Source organism: Bacillus massiliglaciei, from assembly GCF_900098925.1.
Lineage (GTDB): Bacteria > Bacillota > Bacilli > Bacillales > DSM-1321 > Peribacillus > Peribacillus massiliglaciei.
This window is the reverse complement of the sequence record NZ_LT622360.1, coordinates 505,078-521,712: the sequence shown is the minus strand read 5'-3', so window position 1 is coordinate 521,712 and position 16,635 is coordinate 505,078. Positions and strand designations below refer to the sequence as shown.

Below are 16,635 nucleotides of genomic sequence, written 5' to 3'. Positions count from 1 at the left end.
AAGTTGTTTAAATCCAAATTGAAATCGTTAATCATGGGCTTATCCCTTACACTGATGGCTTGCGGGCTTATCCTTTTTCCGCAAGATTCATTCGAAGCATCAAAAAATGGACTGAATATGTGGTGGCAGGTCGTTTTCCCCTCTCTTTTGCCTTTCCTGATCCTTTCAGAACTTCTGATTAGCTTTGGGGTGGTTAAATTTCTTGGTGTTATGCTTGAACCGTTAATGCGCCCGCTTTTCAGGGTTCCGGGTGCCGGCGGATTTGTTTGGGCGATGGGGCTTGCTTCAGGTTTTCCTGCTGGGGCCAAATTTACGGCCAGGCTCCGCCAGGAAGAACAGCTTACCCGTATAGAAGCTGAACGGCTTGTTTGTTTTACCAATTCATCCAATCCTCTTTTCATTTTCGTTGCCGTTTCGGTCGGATTTTTCCATAATGCTAAAATCGGAATCATTCTGGCACTTGCCCATTACCTAGGGAATGTATTAGTGGGCTTTATCATGCGATTTTATGGAAGAAAAGAAGAGGAACACAGATCAGCAAAACAGCTTAACCGTCTGCCATCTTTGAGAGAAGCTTTTAGCCAAATGCATAAAACCAGGATTAGAGAAAAACGGCCATTCGGGAAATTACTGGGGGATGCTGTTATTTCATCCATAAACACTCAGCTAATGATTGGCGGATTTATCATTCTCTTTTCTGTCATTAGTGAAGTACTGGTGCACCTGCATCTATCAAGCATGATTGCTGAAGGCAGCCATTGGCTACTTGCTCTTTTTAGCTTCCCTGAAGCATTGGGATTGCCCGTGATATCTGGTTTATTCGAAATGACATTAGGGGCCAATTTGATCAGTGAAACAAAAGAAGCAACCTTGGTGCAGCAAATCGTCTTAACCAGTTTCATACTTGCTTTCAGCGGATTCAGCATTCAGGCACAGGTAGCCAGCATAATCGCCGATACAGATATCCGCTTCTTTCCTTTCTTTGCAGCAAGAATTTTACAAGGTATTATTTCAGCCATCATCGCTTACCTTGTATGCCTCTATATGGGCCGTGACGGTATTTCCGCCAGTGCTTTGCCTGTCAGCGGCTGGATTGAACGCGAAGCAAGTCCCTATTATCAATCAATGATTGAAATGGGTCCTTTGTTCACTCTTTTCTTCCTCACCCTTTATGTAATTATTTTTTCCAGAAGGATTGTTATGAAATAAAACGGAGAGCCGGCCGGCTCTCCGTTTTAACAGGATTATTTAAATTTTTTATGTAAGGCTTCCTCAACCACCTGAGGCACTAATTTAGATATGTCGCCGCCATATTTAGCAGCTTCTTTTACTATGCTCGAACTGAGAAATGAATACTTATTTTTTGTCATGATAAAAAACGTTTCTACCTGATCATTCAATAAGCGATTCATTGACGTCCCCTGCATTTCATACTCAAAATCAGAAACGGCACGAAGTCCGCGTATAATCGCGATTGCAGATACTTTTTTCGCATAGTCAACCGTAAGTCCCTGAAAGGAATCTACTTTTACATTGGGCATTTGCGAAGTTACTTCCCTAATTAGTTCAATTCTTTCCTCAGCTGAAAACAATGAATTTTTAGCGGAATTATTCAGGACTACTACATGCACCTCATCAAAAATCTTTGCCCCTCTTTGAATAATGTCTAAGTGTCCGAAAGTAATAGGATCAAAACTCCCCGGACAAATGGCTACCTTCTTCATTGTGTGTCCCTCCGCTCATAAATAGTGACTCCGATCATTCCATAGTTTTCTTTTCTTTTTGCTACAAGGTCCCCTACACTTTCAGGAAGCTGGACGTCATTCGAATGTTCACAAACAATCGTTCCTTCTTCTGAAAGAATTTTCGCCTCATCCATGGTTTTAAGCACTTCAACCAGTCTCTGCTTTTTATAGGGAGGGTCCAGTAAAATAAGATCGAACACTACTTCTCTTTTTATCAGTGCCTTCAATGCCCTCTCAGAATCATTACGGTAAACTTCCGCCAATTCCGTAAATCCTGTAGACTCCAGGTTAGATTTAACAGTTTGCACTGCACTGTAGTCCCTGTCAATAAAAATCCCTTTCTCCATTCCCCGGCTCAGAGCTTCTATTCCAAGTCCTCCGCTCCCCGCAAATAAATCCAGTACAATGCCCCCTTCAAAATATGGGCCGATTATATTAAATACCGCTTCTTTGACTTTATCGGTCGTGGGTCTTGTTCCTTTTCCCGGAACCCCTTTTAACGGCCTTCCCTTGCATACACCCGAGACAACCCTCATTATTTTCACCACATCTTTTAGAAAATTCTATTACCCATTAATCCTAACACATTCATTTTTCTTAGCCAACACCCTCATAAAAGCATGGTTTCACAGCTATTTAGAAAATCCCTATTCTGCTAATTCTTTTTCTGTACAGCTCAGAAATAACAGCGGATCGCAAAAACATTCTCCGCCGCTGAATAAGTTTCTTAGAAATGGAAACAATATAACTAACAACATTACTTATGTAGTTGTTGTTGCCAACCGCGGAGAAGGCTTACGTTTCCCCATAAGCTCTTCCTCCGGTTTCTCCTCTCCCTTTGCCTTCTAGTCCCTAAAAAGACATAGAAGGACCCTGCAGGTAATCTGCAGGGTTTTTTTATGAAAAATTCTTGATTGACTCTATTCCGTCTCAAATGGCAAAATGATAAAGCATACAAAAAGAGAATTAAGGAGAGATTTTTTTGATTCAACGCTTTATAGAATTGGGAGAAGGATATTCAGATATCTATGAACTTCTTGAAATAGGCAGAAATAACAGGCATAGAGTCGCCAGATTAATGGCATTTCACACGGAAGCAAACGGTAAGAAAATGACTTCCCTTATAGTGATGCTGAATGCCACTGACACAGGAGATTTTCAGCCACTATACATCTGCAGGGAAGGTATACCCCATCCCGGTATACATTCGAATAAACGATTCGATCTGTTCCGTACACTTGCTGAAGAACTGGATAAACCGATTATTGAACTGGATGTCAAACCTTCCAATATGTTTGCAGAGACAGGATTGTATTATCAATATTTAATTGGAATTCTGCGGATGAATAAGTACTTGCCGCCCATGCACTGAATCTAATGAAAAAAGCTGGCTCTGTTTAGAGTCAGCCTTTTTAAATGCCCATTTTATAATCATATTCTTTCGCTTTGTCAGGTTTGGAATTCTCATACTCCATTTTAAGGAATGGTTTATGAGATAGATCTACCTTCTTTACAAACGAATAATTTTCAAGTTTTTTCACAAGTGCTTCCACTTCATCCATATTCGTATAAAGGACCGCATATTTCAATTTTTTTGAAACATAGTGGATATTACCGAATTTCCTTAACATCTTCGCCTGCTTCAGCGTATGAAGATAAACTATTATTCCCTGTCTTGCTCCGATCATATCCATAACTCCTTATAGTCGAGGTTTTTACTAAGTTTAGCACAGGGGAAGAAATTCATTCAAGATATTCCCACTAAGTCGTCTGAAATTTATCAGAAATCGACATAACCACTGAATACAATCATATAGAAAAAAACCGGATTTCCTCCGGTTTTTCACATTAAATCTTATGCAGAACAGCTGCAGCTTCCACCTGATCCGCATCCGCCGCTTGAACAGCCTGATGAAGAATCAAAGAAGGGATTTCCTGTCGGTATCTTAATTTGAGAAGATACCGCCTTGCCTACTTTAACACTGATTTCATCGAGAATTCCCTGAAGCTCCGTTTCAGCCCTCTTGAATTCTGCTACCGTAGGATGAAGATCCATTTCCCTCTTGAGTCCTCTTATGCTAAGATTAACTCTTTTATAATCAGGATGGTATTTCCCAAAGCGCTGAACTTCTTCGTACAGCTCCTTCATCGAGGCAAATTCTGCAATCTTCCGCTGGGCTTCTTTATCACTTTTAAGCTTATATAAACAAATAAGATAATTTTCTCCTATATCTGATTGGAGGATCATTTCTCCCAATTCATCTGCTGCCTGAAGAATATCAACAATTTCCATAGTAGCAAGCATATATGCCACCTCCAATGTCATTTTACCATTTTTATGACTGTGATGCCATCGTTTATCAAACCCTTGAGTGAATATGTACGTTAAATTCTCTGCTCATTCCAGTACCCTGACCTGATTGATTGACGACCACCAGCTTAATTACATGCTTTCCCTGCGGCAAATTTTTAAGTACAAAGGCTGCTGTATGCTTGTCTTCCATTAGTTTTCCATCCACATAAACCAAAACAGCCGCCAAAGGCTTGGATCCAGTTGAAGAAAAACTGTATTTTTTCACATGGCATTCAATATATACTTTATTGCCGCTCACTGCTGTTTTAACTGTAAAACTATCGTCTTGGACGGCCGCTGCAGCTATATTTTCGGGCTCCGGAATTTTATCTCCGCAGCCCGCCGTCGTCAATGCCATGCATACTGCAAACAAAATTTCTTTCACCATGAGAGACCCTCCTTATGGCCATATTGTTTGCCACAATACTGTATTTTACTCCAGATTTAAGAACCTTGTGAATTTATGGCCTGAAACATATTAAGCATCATGGAAGCGACTTGCACACCGTCAGAAAACTTTGTTACCCGGTGGGGGATGGACTTCTTAAAAAAATAGGTCGCTTCTGTTTCAAACTGTTCAAGCAAATGGGGGTTTCTCATGAGGTTTTTATACCAAACCGGCTGAATCCTTAAATAATTAATTAAATCCTCGTTATTTTCAATGTATTCGTACAAGTCATGGCGCACTTTCATTCTCCTTTCAGTCTTTCGCAAAAGTGAATGGATTCCGTCGGTTTTCTTTTTCAATCACGCGGGTCGGCTGAGGTTCCGCTTCCTCTTTCTTAGAGGCAGGATCTCCCTGAAAAGCAGACAGGACTCCCTGCAGGGCTCCTATTGCTTGATTTGCATTTGAAATATACTGCTGCACTTGGTTAATATCGAGTCCTTTCACCGCAGTTAACAAAGTGCTCATCCACTCAGCATTGTTAGCTTCGGTCTTGCTCTCTGGAGGAACAGTCTCATTGAATGAAGATTCCTTTGGTTCTGGATTCTCTTCATGATTCTCGCTATTTTTATTCTCTTTTTTCCACCTTTCATGATCGGGTCCGAGGAAATACCACTCTTCAAACAATTCCTGCCAGGACACTCCATTGTTCACTTCTTTTCGAACATGAGGATGGGCTTTAATAAATTTTTTAAATTCTTCTACAGACGGCCGTTTTTTCTTTGCCAATCTTACTCACCTCGCTAAGACATCAGCCTACAATCACAATATGCAAGATCTAAAAGCGATGTGCCCCTTTAGGTAAACGCTAACCATTTTGTACGGCAGAAAAGGTAAAATAGGCGTGCCTTAACACCTTCAGACAATATAAAACAAGCAGCCCCAAAAGGTCAGATTTCACTTTGACCTTTTGGGGCTGCAGCCAATTTTCAGAAAAGCTTTATTTAGAAATAAAACTTTGCGTATAATTTTTTTTGAAAGAACCTACTCCCAAATGCGTGTATTTTTCATCCAGCAGCGTATCCCGATGCGTCTTGCTGTTAATCCAGCCTTCCACTGCAGCAATAGCATCTATATAATCATAGGCAATATTTTCGCCTGCCTCTTTAAACTTCACATTCCCTTCTCTCAGCCGCCCTGAAATATCATCTTTCGCTTCTGAAACAGAGGACAGAGTTTCGGTTTCAGACATCTCGACACTATGAAGAGAAGCAGCTGCTGCAGTTTCATCGTCCCAAATAAGCGGGTTCCGATCAAATCTTTTTCTCATAATATTTGTGATATCAAAAATCTGCTTCGTATTTCCTTCATCTATGGCTTTATAATCCGCTTCTGACAGTTCCTTTTCTTTCAGAAGTGCACCCCGGTAGGTCATTTCATAAGGCTCCTGTTTGACAAGGGTCCAGTCATCCAAGAAGCGCACGCTCGATACCCTGCCGGTAAATTTATCTAAATAAAGCTGTGCAAATACGTTTCCCAAGTCAATCAGCGGCCTCATATTCATATCTTCCTCGGAGAGCTCAAACCGATACAGGCTGCTGTCAAGCGTAATATCCACCAGTGCCTGCACATACAGACGGGAGTATATCTCATCAATGGACTGTCCAATTTTAAACGGACGTATATCTACTTTATCCCCTAATCCATAGGCAGTGACAACTTTATTCCCTGAAACCCCAAATTGGAAATAATCATCATCCGAACGATGGTAAATCCACCAGTCATACCCATAGGCAGAAGGATCAATTCGATCCGGCTCTCCATACTGAGCCTTTAATTTCTCAGCAGAAGAACCAATCATCGAGGCGATACCTTTATCTGCCCGCTGAGCTTCCTGATTAAAAGATTCATCTTTCTTTTCGATTTGTTCATTAGGATTTACAGTTTTATTTCCATTTAATATGGTTTGGTCACTTTCTTTTGATCCTGAATTATAATAAATGCCAGCCGTAAAGAAAACAGCAGACAATAAAAGAACTTTCCATAAAAAGCGCAGAGGATCACTTCCCCTCTCTATCTCACTTGTAATTAAAGTTCATTATAACATTGTTCATCACCAATACCTATCATTCTTCACCTGAAAAAGATAGGCAAAAAACAAGCAGCACGCCCTTTCCAAAAAGTTGCTCATGCAGGATAAGAATCTCTCATTCTGCACAAAAGCCGATAAACTTTTCAACTAAACAGAAATCCAATTTCAATGCTTGAAAAAACAGCATGTTATCTGAAACTTGGGCCGACTTGATAAAATACTGTACACGATGTATTCAGATTGCAACTTCCATCATTTCATATTATTATTATTTTAGGTAATTTTTGTATTTTTCAGAATATCCGGGGATTTAATGTACATACCCGATTGTTATCACTATTCTATAGGCAATAGGAGGTTCTTAACGTGAGATTTGATAATTCTGGTCTTGAAAATCAAACGGCAGAGTTAAACCGACTTGACGGACTGCTGCCTGAGTTTGGCCTTATTCGCACAGAACAGTGGGACTATGAACGAGTCAGTTATGATCGGAAGTTCGATATTAAGGAAGGGGTATATTATCTGAGAGTACAAGGGTATGCATTGGAAGGAGACGTAGGAGCACATAAGGCCGTCATTAAATTATTGACCCCTATTCTCGGTAAACATTATTATCCGCATGGAGTCGAATACGGGGAAGGAGAGTATTTTCCCAGCTCACTGGTTAAACAATGCGAAAAAATATTGGCGGGAGTCAAAGAAGAGCTGGATCAATTTAATGGATTATAATAATAAATCTCACCCTAAGGAAACAAAGAAAAACGCATAAGCATATCCGTTTCAGATTGTCGACAAAAGGCCTTCAGAATGGTCTCATTCTGAAGGCCTTTTGTCTTTTTGAGATTTTTTTAGGTATTTTATGGTCTGATTTTAAGCAAAATGCTCTTCGAGTATTCTATTTTAGACAATAGCTGAAGCTTGCCATGTCCAATTGGCAAGCTTCTTTAAATTCATAGCAGCAAAAGTAAGCATCATCTGCATGGACAATTTTATAATCCCTCGAAGGGTTGTCCATCGCATACCATGCTTTTCTTTCGCATCCGCAAAGACACGTTCAATCGTTTCTTTACGTCTTGCATATATTTGTTTGATATCGTGTTGATGACGAAGATGATCTGCTTCCTCCACATACTGTGCCCAAATATGACGTTCATAATTTTTACCGAAGGGTAGAAAAGTGCAGTACTTCTGAATGAAATCCAAACCCTAAAAACCAGCATACGCCATATTCGTTTCAATTTCTCTTATTGTCTGACGCATGGAACGAATTCCAAATACATATTTGACAAATGTCATTTAATGAATACGGCTGGATCAACACTAGGTCGGCCTAGTGTTGAAAACAGTGATTCAACTAGTGGATAGATGAAAGAAAAATCAATCGCTGATTCATGCTTTCTAACCGGATGATCCAGGGGTACAAGTTGCTCTATTGTAATCATGTCCATTTGATCAGTTCACTTATTTGATTTTTCGACATCCTATCCATTCACCTCAGACATTTATTTAGAAAGGAGTTGATTGTAGTGCAGGCGGCGACTCCTGCGGGAAAAGCGTGAAGGCCGATACCCCGCAGGAGCAAAGCGACGAGGAGGATTGGGCCACGCCCGCGGAAAGCGTCCGCCGAAACGAAAATCAACTAACACTATTTCAAAAACTATTACTATTATTTTAAAAGAAAAAAGCCTGTAGGCAAACTCGAAATTTCGAGTTTGTCTACAGGCTGAAAAGAAAAAACGCATAAGCATATGCGTTTTTTCTTTTTCTTGCTATTTTAGCTAAAATCCAAGAATTGCTTTAATTAAGGAGGTCGTATCCCCTCCGTGATAGAACACATATAACAGCAGGTAAACCGCAACACCTGTAATGGCTGTAAAGAACCAGATAATACTGGTTGTCGGGCCTATTTTTCTATGGACCGCATAATTCTTTTTATAACCAGTCACTAACATGATAATGCCTAATACGGCTCCTGTTGTCGCCAGAGTAATGTGAAAAATTAAAAAGATTGTGTAATAAATTTTGATATCATCAGGTCCGCCAAAGGAAGTGCTGCCTATAAAGACGGTTCTGGATAAATAAATAGCAAAGAAAATCACAGCGAAAACCGCCGCTGTCAGCATCGTTTTCTGATGCGTTTCAATTTTTCTTTGTTTGATTTGATACCAGCCAATTGCCACTGTAATGGCACTTAGCACAATAAAGGAAGTACTGATGGTCGGAAGCATCGGCAAAGACATATGTAAAAAAATCCTCTCTTTAATTATTCATCTTCATTTATTTTATAAGAGAGGCTCTCAAAAAACAATCTATTCGTCAAATATTAACAGAATGCTCACTTTTATCTTTTATCATTTATTTTAATTTTAATGCTCAGCGGGAATCATTTGTATAGACTTTTCCTTCACTCAACTGTCCGAAATTCAGGCGGAAGCGGGTCCACTTGATCATGATCGCCGTTCTCTTTCTTAAACCAAGCAAAAAAAGCAACCCCGAGGACATAGCCCAAAACGATTTCCTGGATTACTTTCATCAATACTCCACCCAGCTGCTGATCATCCAGCGCCGGCAGCCCATTAAACATTTCCGGTCCACTTAATGTCAATCCTGCCAAAGAAGATGCCGGCACGCATAACGACATAGCATGCCCCCATGCTTCCGGGTTGGAAAAAGTGTGATAAAGCGGCTGATCGGCAAATATAATCAAGGCGCATGCAGGGGTAAGCAAAATACCGCTTCCAAAAATATAGGCGATCTTTTTGACACCATACAAACTCTCTTCTTCAGGGAGCTGATTAACGAGCGGAAACCACATAAAGATCGCAGTAATAAAAAGAAGCACTGTGCTGACCGCATGAATCAGCACCCCTGTTTTAACATAATCAAAAATAAGAGGAATATGGTACATAGAAAAAAGAACATTGAACAACAGAAGCGCAAAAAGGGGTTTTGTAAAAAATTGAAAGCTTCTTTTGATTGCCCTGTTTTCTATCATCGTTTTCCAAAGCCAATTCGGTATAGCAATTATGAACAAAGGAGGAATCACTAAATAAAGAATAGCCATTTGAGTCATATGTGCACTGAACATAATATGGCTTAGTAAATCTATTGGAGAACCCTTTACTGCATAAAGCAAAACAATCGCAATTAAGAAATAGCAAATTTGTCTCTTTGTAAGAGAAGGAACTGCTTGAATGGATCGGCAGCGCCTCATCAAAATAAAATACCCTGCCGAAATTAACACAAGGACGGTAAAATAAAGCGGGCTCCATAGAGCTCGGAATCCAAAAACCTCGATAGACATTGTTTTTCACCTCGCTGATCAAAATTTTACTTTCATTATAAAGAATCCAGAATACTCATACAATTAAAACCGCCAATATCTAAAAAAGAAAAACGGCTGACGCAGCCGTTTTTCCCTATCTTAAATCCATACAATCGTCAAAAATGTCAAAACTGTAATCAGCCCTACAGCCAGACCAGAAAAAAGAAATAACGTAATCGTGTCATGTCCCTTATGCTTCATGTGCATGAAATAGTAAAGCTGAAAAATAACTTGGACAGCTGCGAACAGCAGAATGACAGGTTTAATGAACCATTGAGAAAATCCATCAATTCCGACTGCAGCAAAGGCAAGCAAAGTGAAAAAAATCATCAGTATGAATGAAATAAGCTGATGCTTCATTTCTTCTGCATTTTTCTTACGGCGATATTTTAAATCGGCACTTGGGTTCGCTGAATTTGATTGTTCATTCGCCATCAGTTCATCCCACCATTCCCATTAAATATACAACTGTAAATATAAATACCCAAACAACATCGATAAAATGCCAATAAAGATTCGCTACATAAAATTTAGGGGCATTATACAAATTCAGCCCTCTTCCGGCATTGCGGATCATTAAGGTTATAAACCAGAGAAGTCCAAAAGCTACATGCGCTCCATGAAAACCAACCAGTGTATAAAAAGCGGATCCAAAAGCACTGCTTGTAAAAGTGTGCCCAAACTCATGAACATAATGATTAAATTCATAAATTTCAAGGCCAAGGAACCCCATTCCTAATATTACCGTCAGCAAAATCCAATTCTGCATCCTTTTAAAATCAAAGTTTTTCATATGGTACATAGCGTAAACACTTGTCAATGAACTTGTCAGCAGCAGCATAGTCGCCACAAAAGTTAGCGGCAATTCAAATAAATCCTTTGCTAAAGCAGCCTCTTCATTAGGAACCTTATCCTTCAGGGCCAGGTATGTGGCAAACAGGGATGCAAAAAGTACCGTTTCTCCTCCAAGGAATAACCAGAAACCTAAAAACTTATTCTTCCCTTCAAGAGTGGCTTTTTCAGGAGAGGCAGGCCATGTAGTATTAGTAAACTTTTCATCTGCATGCATTACCCCTTAACCTCCTTATCCTTATCGTCCATTAAATCTTCCTTATGAATGTGGTATCCATGGTCATCTTTCACGGACCGAATCAGCATGGATACGAAAGTAATTGAAAGCCCTATTGCAATTACTGGGACTGTCCAGGGTTTATCGTCCAGATGATATAAAGCACCAAAAGCAGCTACAAACAAACCAAAGGAAGTCGTCAATGGCAATATAGAGGAATTAGGCATATGGATATCCCCCAAAGGCTCTGCAGGTGTCATTTCCTGCTTCCCTTCCATTTTTTCAACCCAATAAGGATCGAGTCCTCTCACCAACGGAAGCTGCTTGAAATTATAAAACGGAGGCGGAGAAGGCAGAGCCCATTCCAGTGTGCGACCGTCTCCCCAAGGATCATTGCCGACTTTTTCATTTTTTACCGAAGTAATGATGATATTAATCACCATCACAATTACTCCAACCGCCATTAAAAAGGCGCCAACTGTGCTGACTGCATTGCCTGTATCCAGTCCCTGATCCGGAAGGAAGGTAAATACACGCCTCGGCATTCCCATCAAGCCGAGAAAATGCTGGATGAAGAAAGTCAGGTGGAATCCAATCAGAAAGGTCCAGAATGTAATCTTACCTAGTGTTTCATTAAGCATGGTGCCAAACATTTTTGGCCAATATAGAGTGATACCTGCCAGAAGTCCGAGCACGACGCCTCCTACAATAACATAGTGAAAATGTGCCACTACAAAGTAGCTGTCATGAAATTGATAATCAGCAGGGGCCGTTGCATTCATGATCCCTGTTACCCCTCCCATTGTAAAAGAAGGGATAAAAGCGACGGCATAAAGCATCGGGACAGTAAACTTTACGCTTCCTCCCCACATGGTAAAAATCCAGTTAAAGATCTTAATACCTGTTGGAACAGCAATAGCCATTGTAGCAACAGCAAAGATGGCATTCGCAATCGGCCCTAGACCCACTGTGAACATATGGTGGGCCCAAACCATGAACCCCAGAAAACCAATTAATACGGTCGCAAAGACCATTGAGGAATACCCAAACAGCCTTTTTCTTGAAAAAATAGCAAACACTTCAGAAAAAATACCAAAGGCAGGAAGTATTAATATGTAAACTTCCGGATGTCCAAAAATCCAGAATAAATGCTCCCAGATTATCGTATTGCCGCCGGCAGCTACATCAAAGAAATTGGACCCGAACATGCGATCAAACATCATCAGTACAAGCCCTACTGTTAAAGGCGGAAAGGCAAATAATATCAATGCTGAAACCACAAAGGTTGACCATGTAAATAGAGGCATTCGCATATAGGTCATACCGGGGGCGCGCATATTAATGATAGTAGCCAAAAAATTAATCCCTGCAATCAATGTTCCCAAGCCAGATATTTGCAGTCCAAGAACATAAAAATCAATTCCATGCCCCGCCGAATGAAGGGAAAGAGATGCATAGGAAGTCCACCCTGCATCAGGGGCTCCTCCCATGAACCAAGAAAGATTCAAGAATATTCCGCCAAAAAAGAACAGCCAAAAACCTAGAGAATTCAAATAAGGAAAGGCCACATCCCGGGCCCCAATTTGCAAAGGGACTACAGCATTCATAACAGCGAAGACCAACGGCATGGCTGCCAGAAAGATCATTGTCGTCCCATGCATCGTTAATATTTCATTGTAAAACCCTGCGCTGACAAAATTATTGTTTGGAATGGCCAGCTGGATTCGTATAAACATAGCCTCCAAGCCGCCAATCACAAAAAATAGTCCGCCGGCAACAAGATAAAGTATGGCAATCTTCTTATGGTCAACTGTTGTTAAATAGTCCCATAAGGTCGAACCGAATCCCTGCTTCTTCGCATAGGTAGTCACAATTTTACCTCCCATCCAATATCTTATTTTTCTTCTGCTTTAAGACCCATTAAGTATTCTGTAAGTGCGTCTATTTCTTGATCAGAGAGCTTGCCATACGTACCTGTCATTAAGTTTCCCGGTTTCTGCGCTTCAGGATCTGCAAGCCACTCTTTAAGATTTTCCTCGTTATGTTCCATTACACCTGCAATCCGCTCTCTCTCACCGAAAGTTGCAAGGTTTGGTGCCTGCCGTGCGGCTTCCGGCCTGCTGTCATTTGGAGTCACTGCATGGCAGCCAATACAGCTTTTATTAAAAACCTCTTCTCCCTGTTTAGCCAAATCCCCTTCTGCAACAGGTTTCTTTATCGCCTGCATGTCTTTTACCCAGCTGTCAAAACCATTTTTAGTCTTTGGCGTCACCTTAAAATCCATTAAGGCGTGTGATGGTCCGCACAGCTCAGCGCATTTCCCATAAAAAACGTCGCCGGCCTCTGCTGTTTTTTCACTGTTAAATTCAAGATAGAACTGATTGGTTCCTTCAGGATTGGTATCCATTTTCCCTCCTGCTGCCGGAATCCAAAAGGAATGCTTCACATCCGAAGAAGTCAAATTGAAATATACTTTTTGATCTGTTGGAACCACCAAATCCTGACTTGTTATGATTCCTAAATCCGGATACTCAAACTCCCACCAATATAGATTGGCTCTGACGTTGATCACCAGCGCATCCTTTGTCTTTCCTTCTTCATCTTTTACATTCATAGCCTTTGTATCTGCTTGCTCGAACGTTTGAATAACAGTCGGGACAGCCAGAATGATCAATAAAAGGATTGGAATGACCGTCCATAAAATCTCCAATTTATGGTTCCCTTCCACTTGTTCTGGAATGGACTCGTCATTCTTTTTACGGCGAAAACGAAAGATTACGATTGTAAATAAAATAACGACTGCGATGATAACTAGAACCATGATCCATGTACTGAGAATCATCAAATCATACTGAGATTGCCCCACCTCGCCAGCAGGCTTAAGAGTGGATAAAAACGGCTTGCCGCACCCGGCCAGGATAATCGCCATTACGCTGATTAAGAAGGCGAGGCGAAATTTGCGCAATCTAATTTTCATAACTTGTAAAACCCCCTCTTCGTATAAATTTCTTCCAGAATAAAACGTGAAAATTCCTTCTAGTTTATATCAACTTCTTTGAAAGAAAGAATTCCCTGCAGGAATTTATGAAAACGCTATTAAAAAAGGGAAGCAAGTTTGATAATCATGATGGCCTGCCTTTTCAAATACAGTAAAAGCCTGTGCATACATTAGGATGAAGTGTCATTAGTCCTGCTGAAAGATCCTTCGCAATTCTCTCCATGATTCATATCAGTGTAGCTATAACCATAGCCACAAATAAGATCGTCATATAATTCAGAGAATACACGAACATCAGTCTGGCCCATTTAATATCATCCTGCATCTTAAAACCTATTAAACCGAGGATGAGCCAGCCTGCGCCCAATACCGAAGATAAAATAACAACGGGCCAGCCAAGGGGACCTAAAAAGAAAGGCACTCCCATTAAGAAAACAACCCACATTACGATAGAATTTTTCGTTCTTTTAAAACCCTTTACGACAGGGAGCATCGGTATGTCAGCAGCCCGGTATTCTTCCGCCCGCTTCATGGCTAGCGCATAAAAGTGAGGCGGCTGCCAGAGAAACATGATGCCAAAAAGCGTCCAGGCCATTATATCAAGATGCGGTTCCACAGCGGCCCACCCGATTAAGGGGGGGACAGCCCCTGAGAGACTCCCTATAATGGTATTAGATACAAACCTTCTTTTAGACACCACAGTATACAAATAAATATATGTAAAGACGCCAAGAAAACCTAACACCGCAGTCATGATGTTTGCCGCAGCCAATAAAGCAAGCCCGCACCCTATAAATAAAAAGCTTATTGTAAGAACTCCTGCCGGTTTGATTTTCCCTGTTACAGTCGGTCTTTTTTTCGTTCTCTCCATCAGCTGGTCTATATCTCGGTCATAGAAATTATTAAATGAACAAGAGCCTGCAATAATGAATGCTGATCCGGCAACTACAAAAAAAACAAGATCAAGATTTCCAAGGAAGCTTGCGCCTGAAAAATGCAAGGCAAGCCATAGACCTGTAAAAGCAGTGATAATGTTTGAATTGACGATTCCCACTTTAATGAGAGCCATAAAATCATTTAAGGCAGTTGTTTCCCCGATAGATTGAAGGGTTCTCTCACTTTCAGTCGCCTCCGTTATTGCCCGAAAATTCGGCATAAATCCATTTCCTCCTCTGAAGAACCTGAATAGAGAATTACTGCTCTTCTGATCCTTTCTATCCAAGTTAAATTGTTAAAAACACAAATTTTTCGAAAAGTATGGATCTTTTATAATCCATTAAAACACAATTAAGATATTTTTTGGGAATTTTATAGAATATTTTTCAGCCATTTTGTATCTGATTGATAATCAGATAAAGAATGAGAAAATCTTAAGATTCGCTTATTATTTCCATACAAGAATTATATAGTAAAAATAAACAATCGATTCTCTTTATTTCTATCAAAGTATTTACCAAGTTTCAACTGTTTACCTTAATATTTCCAAAAAAAGAAAGAGTTTGCTTGTAAATCCTTCCTGTTTTGTGTACTATCGAGAGAGAAAATCAAGAATATACTGAAAATTAATTCCGCCTCTTTTCCAGCTAAGTTATTCAAGAAACTTATGAATAAAGAAGGTGAAAATTATCAAAGTTCCGTCGTCTCTCAAATGGTTTGCTGTCTTAACAACTGTTGGCATGCTTTTCGTGCTGATTGGTGGATCACTGGTAACCAAAACTGATTCTGGTATGGGGTGCGGGAGATCTTGGCCTCTATGTAACGGAGAACTGGTTCCTCAGGATATCACTTTAGCATTAGTTATAGAATTAGCCCACCGTCTCGTTTCCGGATCAGTAGGCATCATGGTGCTTATCCTCTCCATATGGTCTTGGAGAAAAATTGGCCAGGTCCGTGAAACAGCTTTTCTTTCTATTACTTCTTTTGCGTTTTTAGTTCTGCAGGGACTTATTGGAGCAGCTGCAGTGATCTGGTCACAGTCTGATTTCATTCTTGCCCTCCACTTCGGAATTTCACTTATTTCATTCTCAGCCGTATTTTTATTGACCTTATTAATTTTTGAAATTGATAAAAAATTTGAAGCCGATAAACTCGTTGTAGATAAAAGAATGAAGTTCCATATCAACGGCATACTAATCTATTGTTTTATCGTCGTGTATACAGGAGCTTTAGTCCGCCACACCAATGCAAGTCTTGTCTGCAAAGATTGGCCCGCCTGTACAAAAAACGGCTCACTTCTACCGGGAAATTTTTACGAATGGGTGCAAATGGGACATCGGGCAATTGCCGGCATACTCTTTCTGTGGGTTGCCTATGCTGCCTATTTAGCTGTTAGGCGTTATCGTCAGAAAAAGGTAATAATTGGCGGCTGGTTAGCTGCGCTAAGTTTAGTGACTCTTCAAGTTGCTGCAGGAGCATCTATTATTTTTTCCAGACTGAATCTTCTTATTGCTTTGTCCCATGCTCTCTTTATTGCTTGTTTTTTCGGGGTAATGAGCTACATGGTCCTACTCAGTTCAAGAAGCCGCAAGAATGCTGTCGATCTTGCAGATCAGAAGACACAGCCTGTTCCTTCTGAAAGCAAAGAACAGGCTGATGCCCCTCTGCCCGTACAAAAAAATATACATATAAAAGAAAAGACGTCATAATTTGAAGTGAACCCAAAAAGTTA

At 40.4% G+C, this 16,635-nt stretch carries 19 protein-coding genes and 2 pseudogenes; 4 read left to right on the top strand and 17 right to left on the bottom strand.

Going from position 1 to position 16,635, the window contains the following annotated elements:
* The first annotated feature begins 3 nt into the window (after nt 1–3).
* Nucleotides 4–1,209 carry a sporulation integral membrane protein YlbJ gene (ylbJ, locus tag BQ4305_RS19095; protein ID WP_110929313.1) on the top strand — a complete coding sequence of 402 codons (1,206 nt, stop codon included), beginning with the start codon at nt 4–6 and terminating at the stop codon, nt 1,207–1,209.
* A gap of 35 nt (nt 1,210–1,244) precedes the next feature.
* On the opposite strand, the gene coaD is transcribed toward ylbJ, so the two are convergent.
* Both coaD and rsmD read right to left on the bottom strand, forming a co-directional pair.
* A complete protein-coding gene (gene coaD / locus BQ4305_RS19090) occupies nt 1,245–1,724 on the bottom strand; it encodes a pantetheine-phosphate adenylyltransferase (protein ID WP_110929312.1) in 480 nt (159 codons plus the stop codon).
* A complete protein-coding gene (gene rsmD / locus BQ4305_RS19085; protein WP_110929311.1) occupies nt 1,721–2,281 on the bottom strand; it encodes a 16S rRNA (guanine(966)-N(2))-methyltransferase RsmD in 561 nt (186 codons plus the stop codon). Before rsmD ends, coaD begins: the two co-directional genes overlap by 4 nt.
* Before the next feature lie 446 nt (nt 2,282–2,727).
* On the opposite strand from rsmD, the gene BQ4305_RS19080 reads away from it, so the two are divergent.
* The gene (locus tag BQ4305_RS19080; RefSeq protein WP_110929310.1) at nt 2,728–3,117 is read left to right on the top strand and encodes a DUF7147 family protein; all 390 of its coding nucleotides are present in this window, start codon (nt 2,728–2,730) and stop codon (nt 3,115–3,117) included.
* 40 nt (nt 3,118–3,157) lie between these two features.
* Here BQ4305_RS19080 and BQ4305_RS19075 read toward each other — a convergent pair whose 3' ends face one another.
* The 6 genes from BQ4305_RS19075 to BQ4305_RS19050 form a co-directional block, all read right to left on the bottom strand.
* Entirely contained in the window at nt 3,158–3,433 is a 276-nt protein-coding gene (locus BQ4305_RS19075) for a YlbG family protein (protein ID WP_110929309.1), read from the bottom strand.
* A 167-nt stretch (nt 3,434–3,600) separates the two neighbouring features.
* Entirely contained in the window at nt 3,601–4,050 is a 450-nt protein-coding gene (locus BQ4305_RS19070; protein WP_110929308.1) for a YlbF/YmcA family competence regulator, read from the bottom strand.
* A gap of 55 nt (nt 4,051–4,105) precedes the next feature.
* Entirely contained in the window at nt 4,106–4,486 is a 381-nt protein-coding gene (locus tag BQ4305_RS19065) for a hypothetical protein (protein WP_110929307.1), read from the bottom strand.
* 56 nt (nt 4,487–4,542) lie between these two features.
* Entirely contained in the window at nt 4,543–4,791 is a 249-nt protein-coding gene (locus BQ4305_RS19060) for a YlbE-like family protein (RefSeq protein WP_324611606.1), read from the bottom strand.
* Nucleotides 4,792–4,798: 7 nt separating this feature from the next.
* Nucleotides 4,799–5,272, bottom strand: a complete 474-nt coding sequence (ylbD, locus tag BQ4305_RS19055) for a spore coat protein YlbD (RefSeq protein ID WP_110929305.1) — start codon at nt 5,270–5,272, stop codon at nt 4,799–4,801.
* A 211-nt stretch (nt 5,273–5,483) separates the two neighbouring features.
* Nucleotides 5,484–6,512: a CAP domain-containing protein gene (locus tag BQ4305_RS19050; RefSeq protein WP_234397007.1), complete on the bottom strand. Its 1,029-nt coding sequence runs from the start codon at nt 6,510–6,512 to the stop codon at nt 5,484–5,486.
* A gap of 429 nt (nt 6,513–6,941) precedes the next feature.
* Here BQ4305_RS19050 and BQ4305_RS19045 point away from each other — a divergent pair, with 429 nt between their 5' ends.
* Nucleotides 6,942–7,304, top strand: a complete 363-nt coding sequence (locus BQ4305_RS19045; protein WP_110929304.1) for a YugN family protein — start codon at nt 6,942–6,944, stop codon at nt 7,302–7,304.
* 171 nt (nt 7,305–7,475) lie between these two features.
* Here BQ4305_RS19045 and BQ4305_RS22330 read toward each other — a convergent pair.
* From BQ4305_RS22330 to cyoE, 9 genes and pseudogenes are all read right to left on the bottom strand, one after another.
* Nucleotides 7,476–7,736: pseudogene (locus BQ4305_RS22330) on the bottom strand (transposase); the annotation flags it as partial.
* Nucleotides 7,722–8,023, bottom strand: a pseudogene (locus BQ4305_RS22325) (transposase); the annotation flags it as partial. The pseudogenes BQ4305_RS22325 and BQ4305_RS22330, both read right to left, overlap by 15 nt.
* 330 nt (nt 8,024–8,353) lie before the next feature.
* Nucleotides 8,354–8,815: a DUF420 domain-containing protein gene (locus tag BQ4305_RS19035; RefSeq protein WP_110929303.1), complete on the bottom strand. Its 462-nt coding sequence runs from the start codon at nt 8,813–8,815 to the stop codon at nt 8,354–8,356.
* A 164-nt stretch (nt 8,816–8,979) separates the two neighbouring features.
* A complete protein-coding gene (ctaG, locus tag BQ4305_RS19030; RefSeq protein WP_110929302.1) occupies nt 8,980–9,879 on the bottom strand; it encodes a cytochrome c oxidase assembly factor CtaG in 900 nt (299 codons plus the stop codon).
* Between the two features lie 120 nt (nt 9,880–9,999).
* Complete coding sequence (ctaF, locus tag BQ4305_RS19025; protein ID WP_110929301.1) at nt 10,000–10,335, bottom strand: cytochrome c oxidase subunit IVB; 336 nt, start codon at nt 10,333–10,335, stop codon at nt 10,000–10,002.
* A gap of 4 nt (nt 10,336–10,339) precedes the next feature.
* Nucleotides 10,340–10,969, bottom strand: a complete 630-nt coding sequence (locus BQ4305_RS19020; protein WP_110929300.1) for a cytochrome (ubi)quinol oxidase subunit III — start codon at nt 10,967–10,969, stop codon at nt 10,340–10,342.
* Complete coding sequence (ctaD, locus tag BQ4305_RS19015) at nt 10,969–12,855, bottom strand: cytochrome c oxidase subunit I (RefSeq protein WP_199880764.1); 1,887 nt, start codon at nt 12,853–12,855, stop codon at nt 10,969–10,971. Before ctaD ends, BQ4305_RS19020 begins: the two co-directional genes overlap by 1 nt.
* A gap of 8 nt (nt 12,856–12,863) precedes the next feature.
* On the bottom strand, nt 12,864–13,946 hold the full coding sequence (gene coxB, locus BQ4305_RS19010) for a cytochrome c oxidase subunit II (protein ID WP_110929298.1): 1,083 nt from the start codon (nt 13,944–13,946) through the stop codon (nt 12,864–12,866).
* A gap of 247 nt (nt 13,947–14,193) precedes the next feature.
* Nucleotides 14,194–15,123 (bottom strand): heme o synthase, encoded by a 930-nt coding sequence (gene cyoE / locus BQ4305_RS19005; RefSeq protein WP_110929297.1) that lies wholly within the window; start codon nt 15,121–15,123, stop codon nt 14,194–14,196.
* Between the two features lie 460 nt (nt 15,124–15,583).
* Here cyoE and BQ4305_RS19000 point away from each other — a divergent pair, with 460 nt between their 5' ends.
* A complete protein-coding gene (locus BQ4305_RS19000) occupies nt 15,584–16,612 on the top strand; it encodes a COX15/CtaA family protein (protein ID WP_324611605.1) in 1,029 nt (342 codons plus the stop codon).
* The last annotated feature ends 23 nt before the right edge of the window (nt 16,613–16,635 follow it).

Excerpts from the sequence above, each read along its gene's own strand:
- BQ4305_RS19070 (WP_110929308.1), bottom strand. The coding sequence starts at position 4,050 with ATGCTTGCTACTATGGAAATTGTTGATATTCTTCAGGCAGCAGATGAA.
- BQ4305_RS19075 (WP_110929309.1), bottom strand. The coding sequence starts at position 3,433 with ATGATCGGAGCAAGACAGGGAATAATAGTTTATCTTCATACGCTGAAG.
- ctaG (WP_110929302.1), bottom strand. The coding sequence starts at position 9,879 with ATGTCTATCGAGGTTTTTGGATTCCGAGCTCTATGGAGCCCGCTTTAT.
- coxB (WP_110929298.1), bottom strand. The coding sequence starts at position 13,946 with ATGAAAATTAGATTGCGCAAATTTCGCCTCGCCTTCTTAATCAGCGTA.
- rsmD (WP_110929311.1), bottom strand. The coding sequence starts at position 2,281 with ATGAGGGTTGTCTCGGGTGTATGCAAGGGAAGGCCGTTAAAAGGGGTT.
- BQ4305_RS19065 (WP_110929307.1), bottom strand. The coding sequence starts at position 4,486 with ATGGTGAAAGAAATTTTGTTTGCAGTATGCATGGCATTGACGACGGCG.
- BQ4305_RS19035 (WP_110929303.1), bottom strand. The coding sequence starts at position 8,815 with ATGTCTTTGCCGATGCTTCCGACCATCAGTACTTCCTTTATTGTGCTA.
- coaD (WP_110929312.1), bottom strand. The coding sequence starts at position 1,724 with ATGAAGAAGGTAGCCATTTGTCCGGGGAGTTTTGATCCTATTACTTTC.
- cyoE (WP_110929297.1), bottom strand. The coding sequence starts at position 15,123 with ATGCCGAATTTTCGGGCAATAACGGAGGCGACTGAAAGTGAGAGAACC.
- BQ4305_RS19060 (WP_324611606.1), bottom strand. The coding sequence starts at position 4,791 with ATGAAAGTGCGCCATGACTTGTACGAATACATTGAAAATAACGAGGAT.
- ctaF (WP_110929301.1), bottom strand. The coding sequence starts at position 10,335 with ATGGCGAATGAACAATCAAATTCAGCGAACCCAAGTGCCGATTTAAAA.
- ctaD (WP_199880764.1), bottom strand. The coding sequence starts at position 12,855 with ATGGGAGGTAAAATTGTGACTACCTATGCGAAGAAGCAGGGATTCGGT.
- BQ4305_RS19020 (WP_110929300.1), bottom strand. The coding sequence starts at position 10,969 with ATGCATGCAGATGAAAAGTTTACTAATACTACATGGCCTGCCTCTCCT.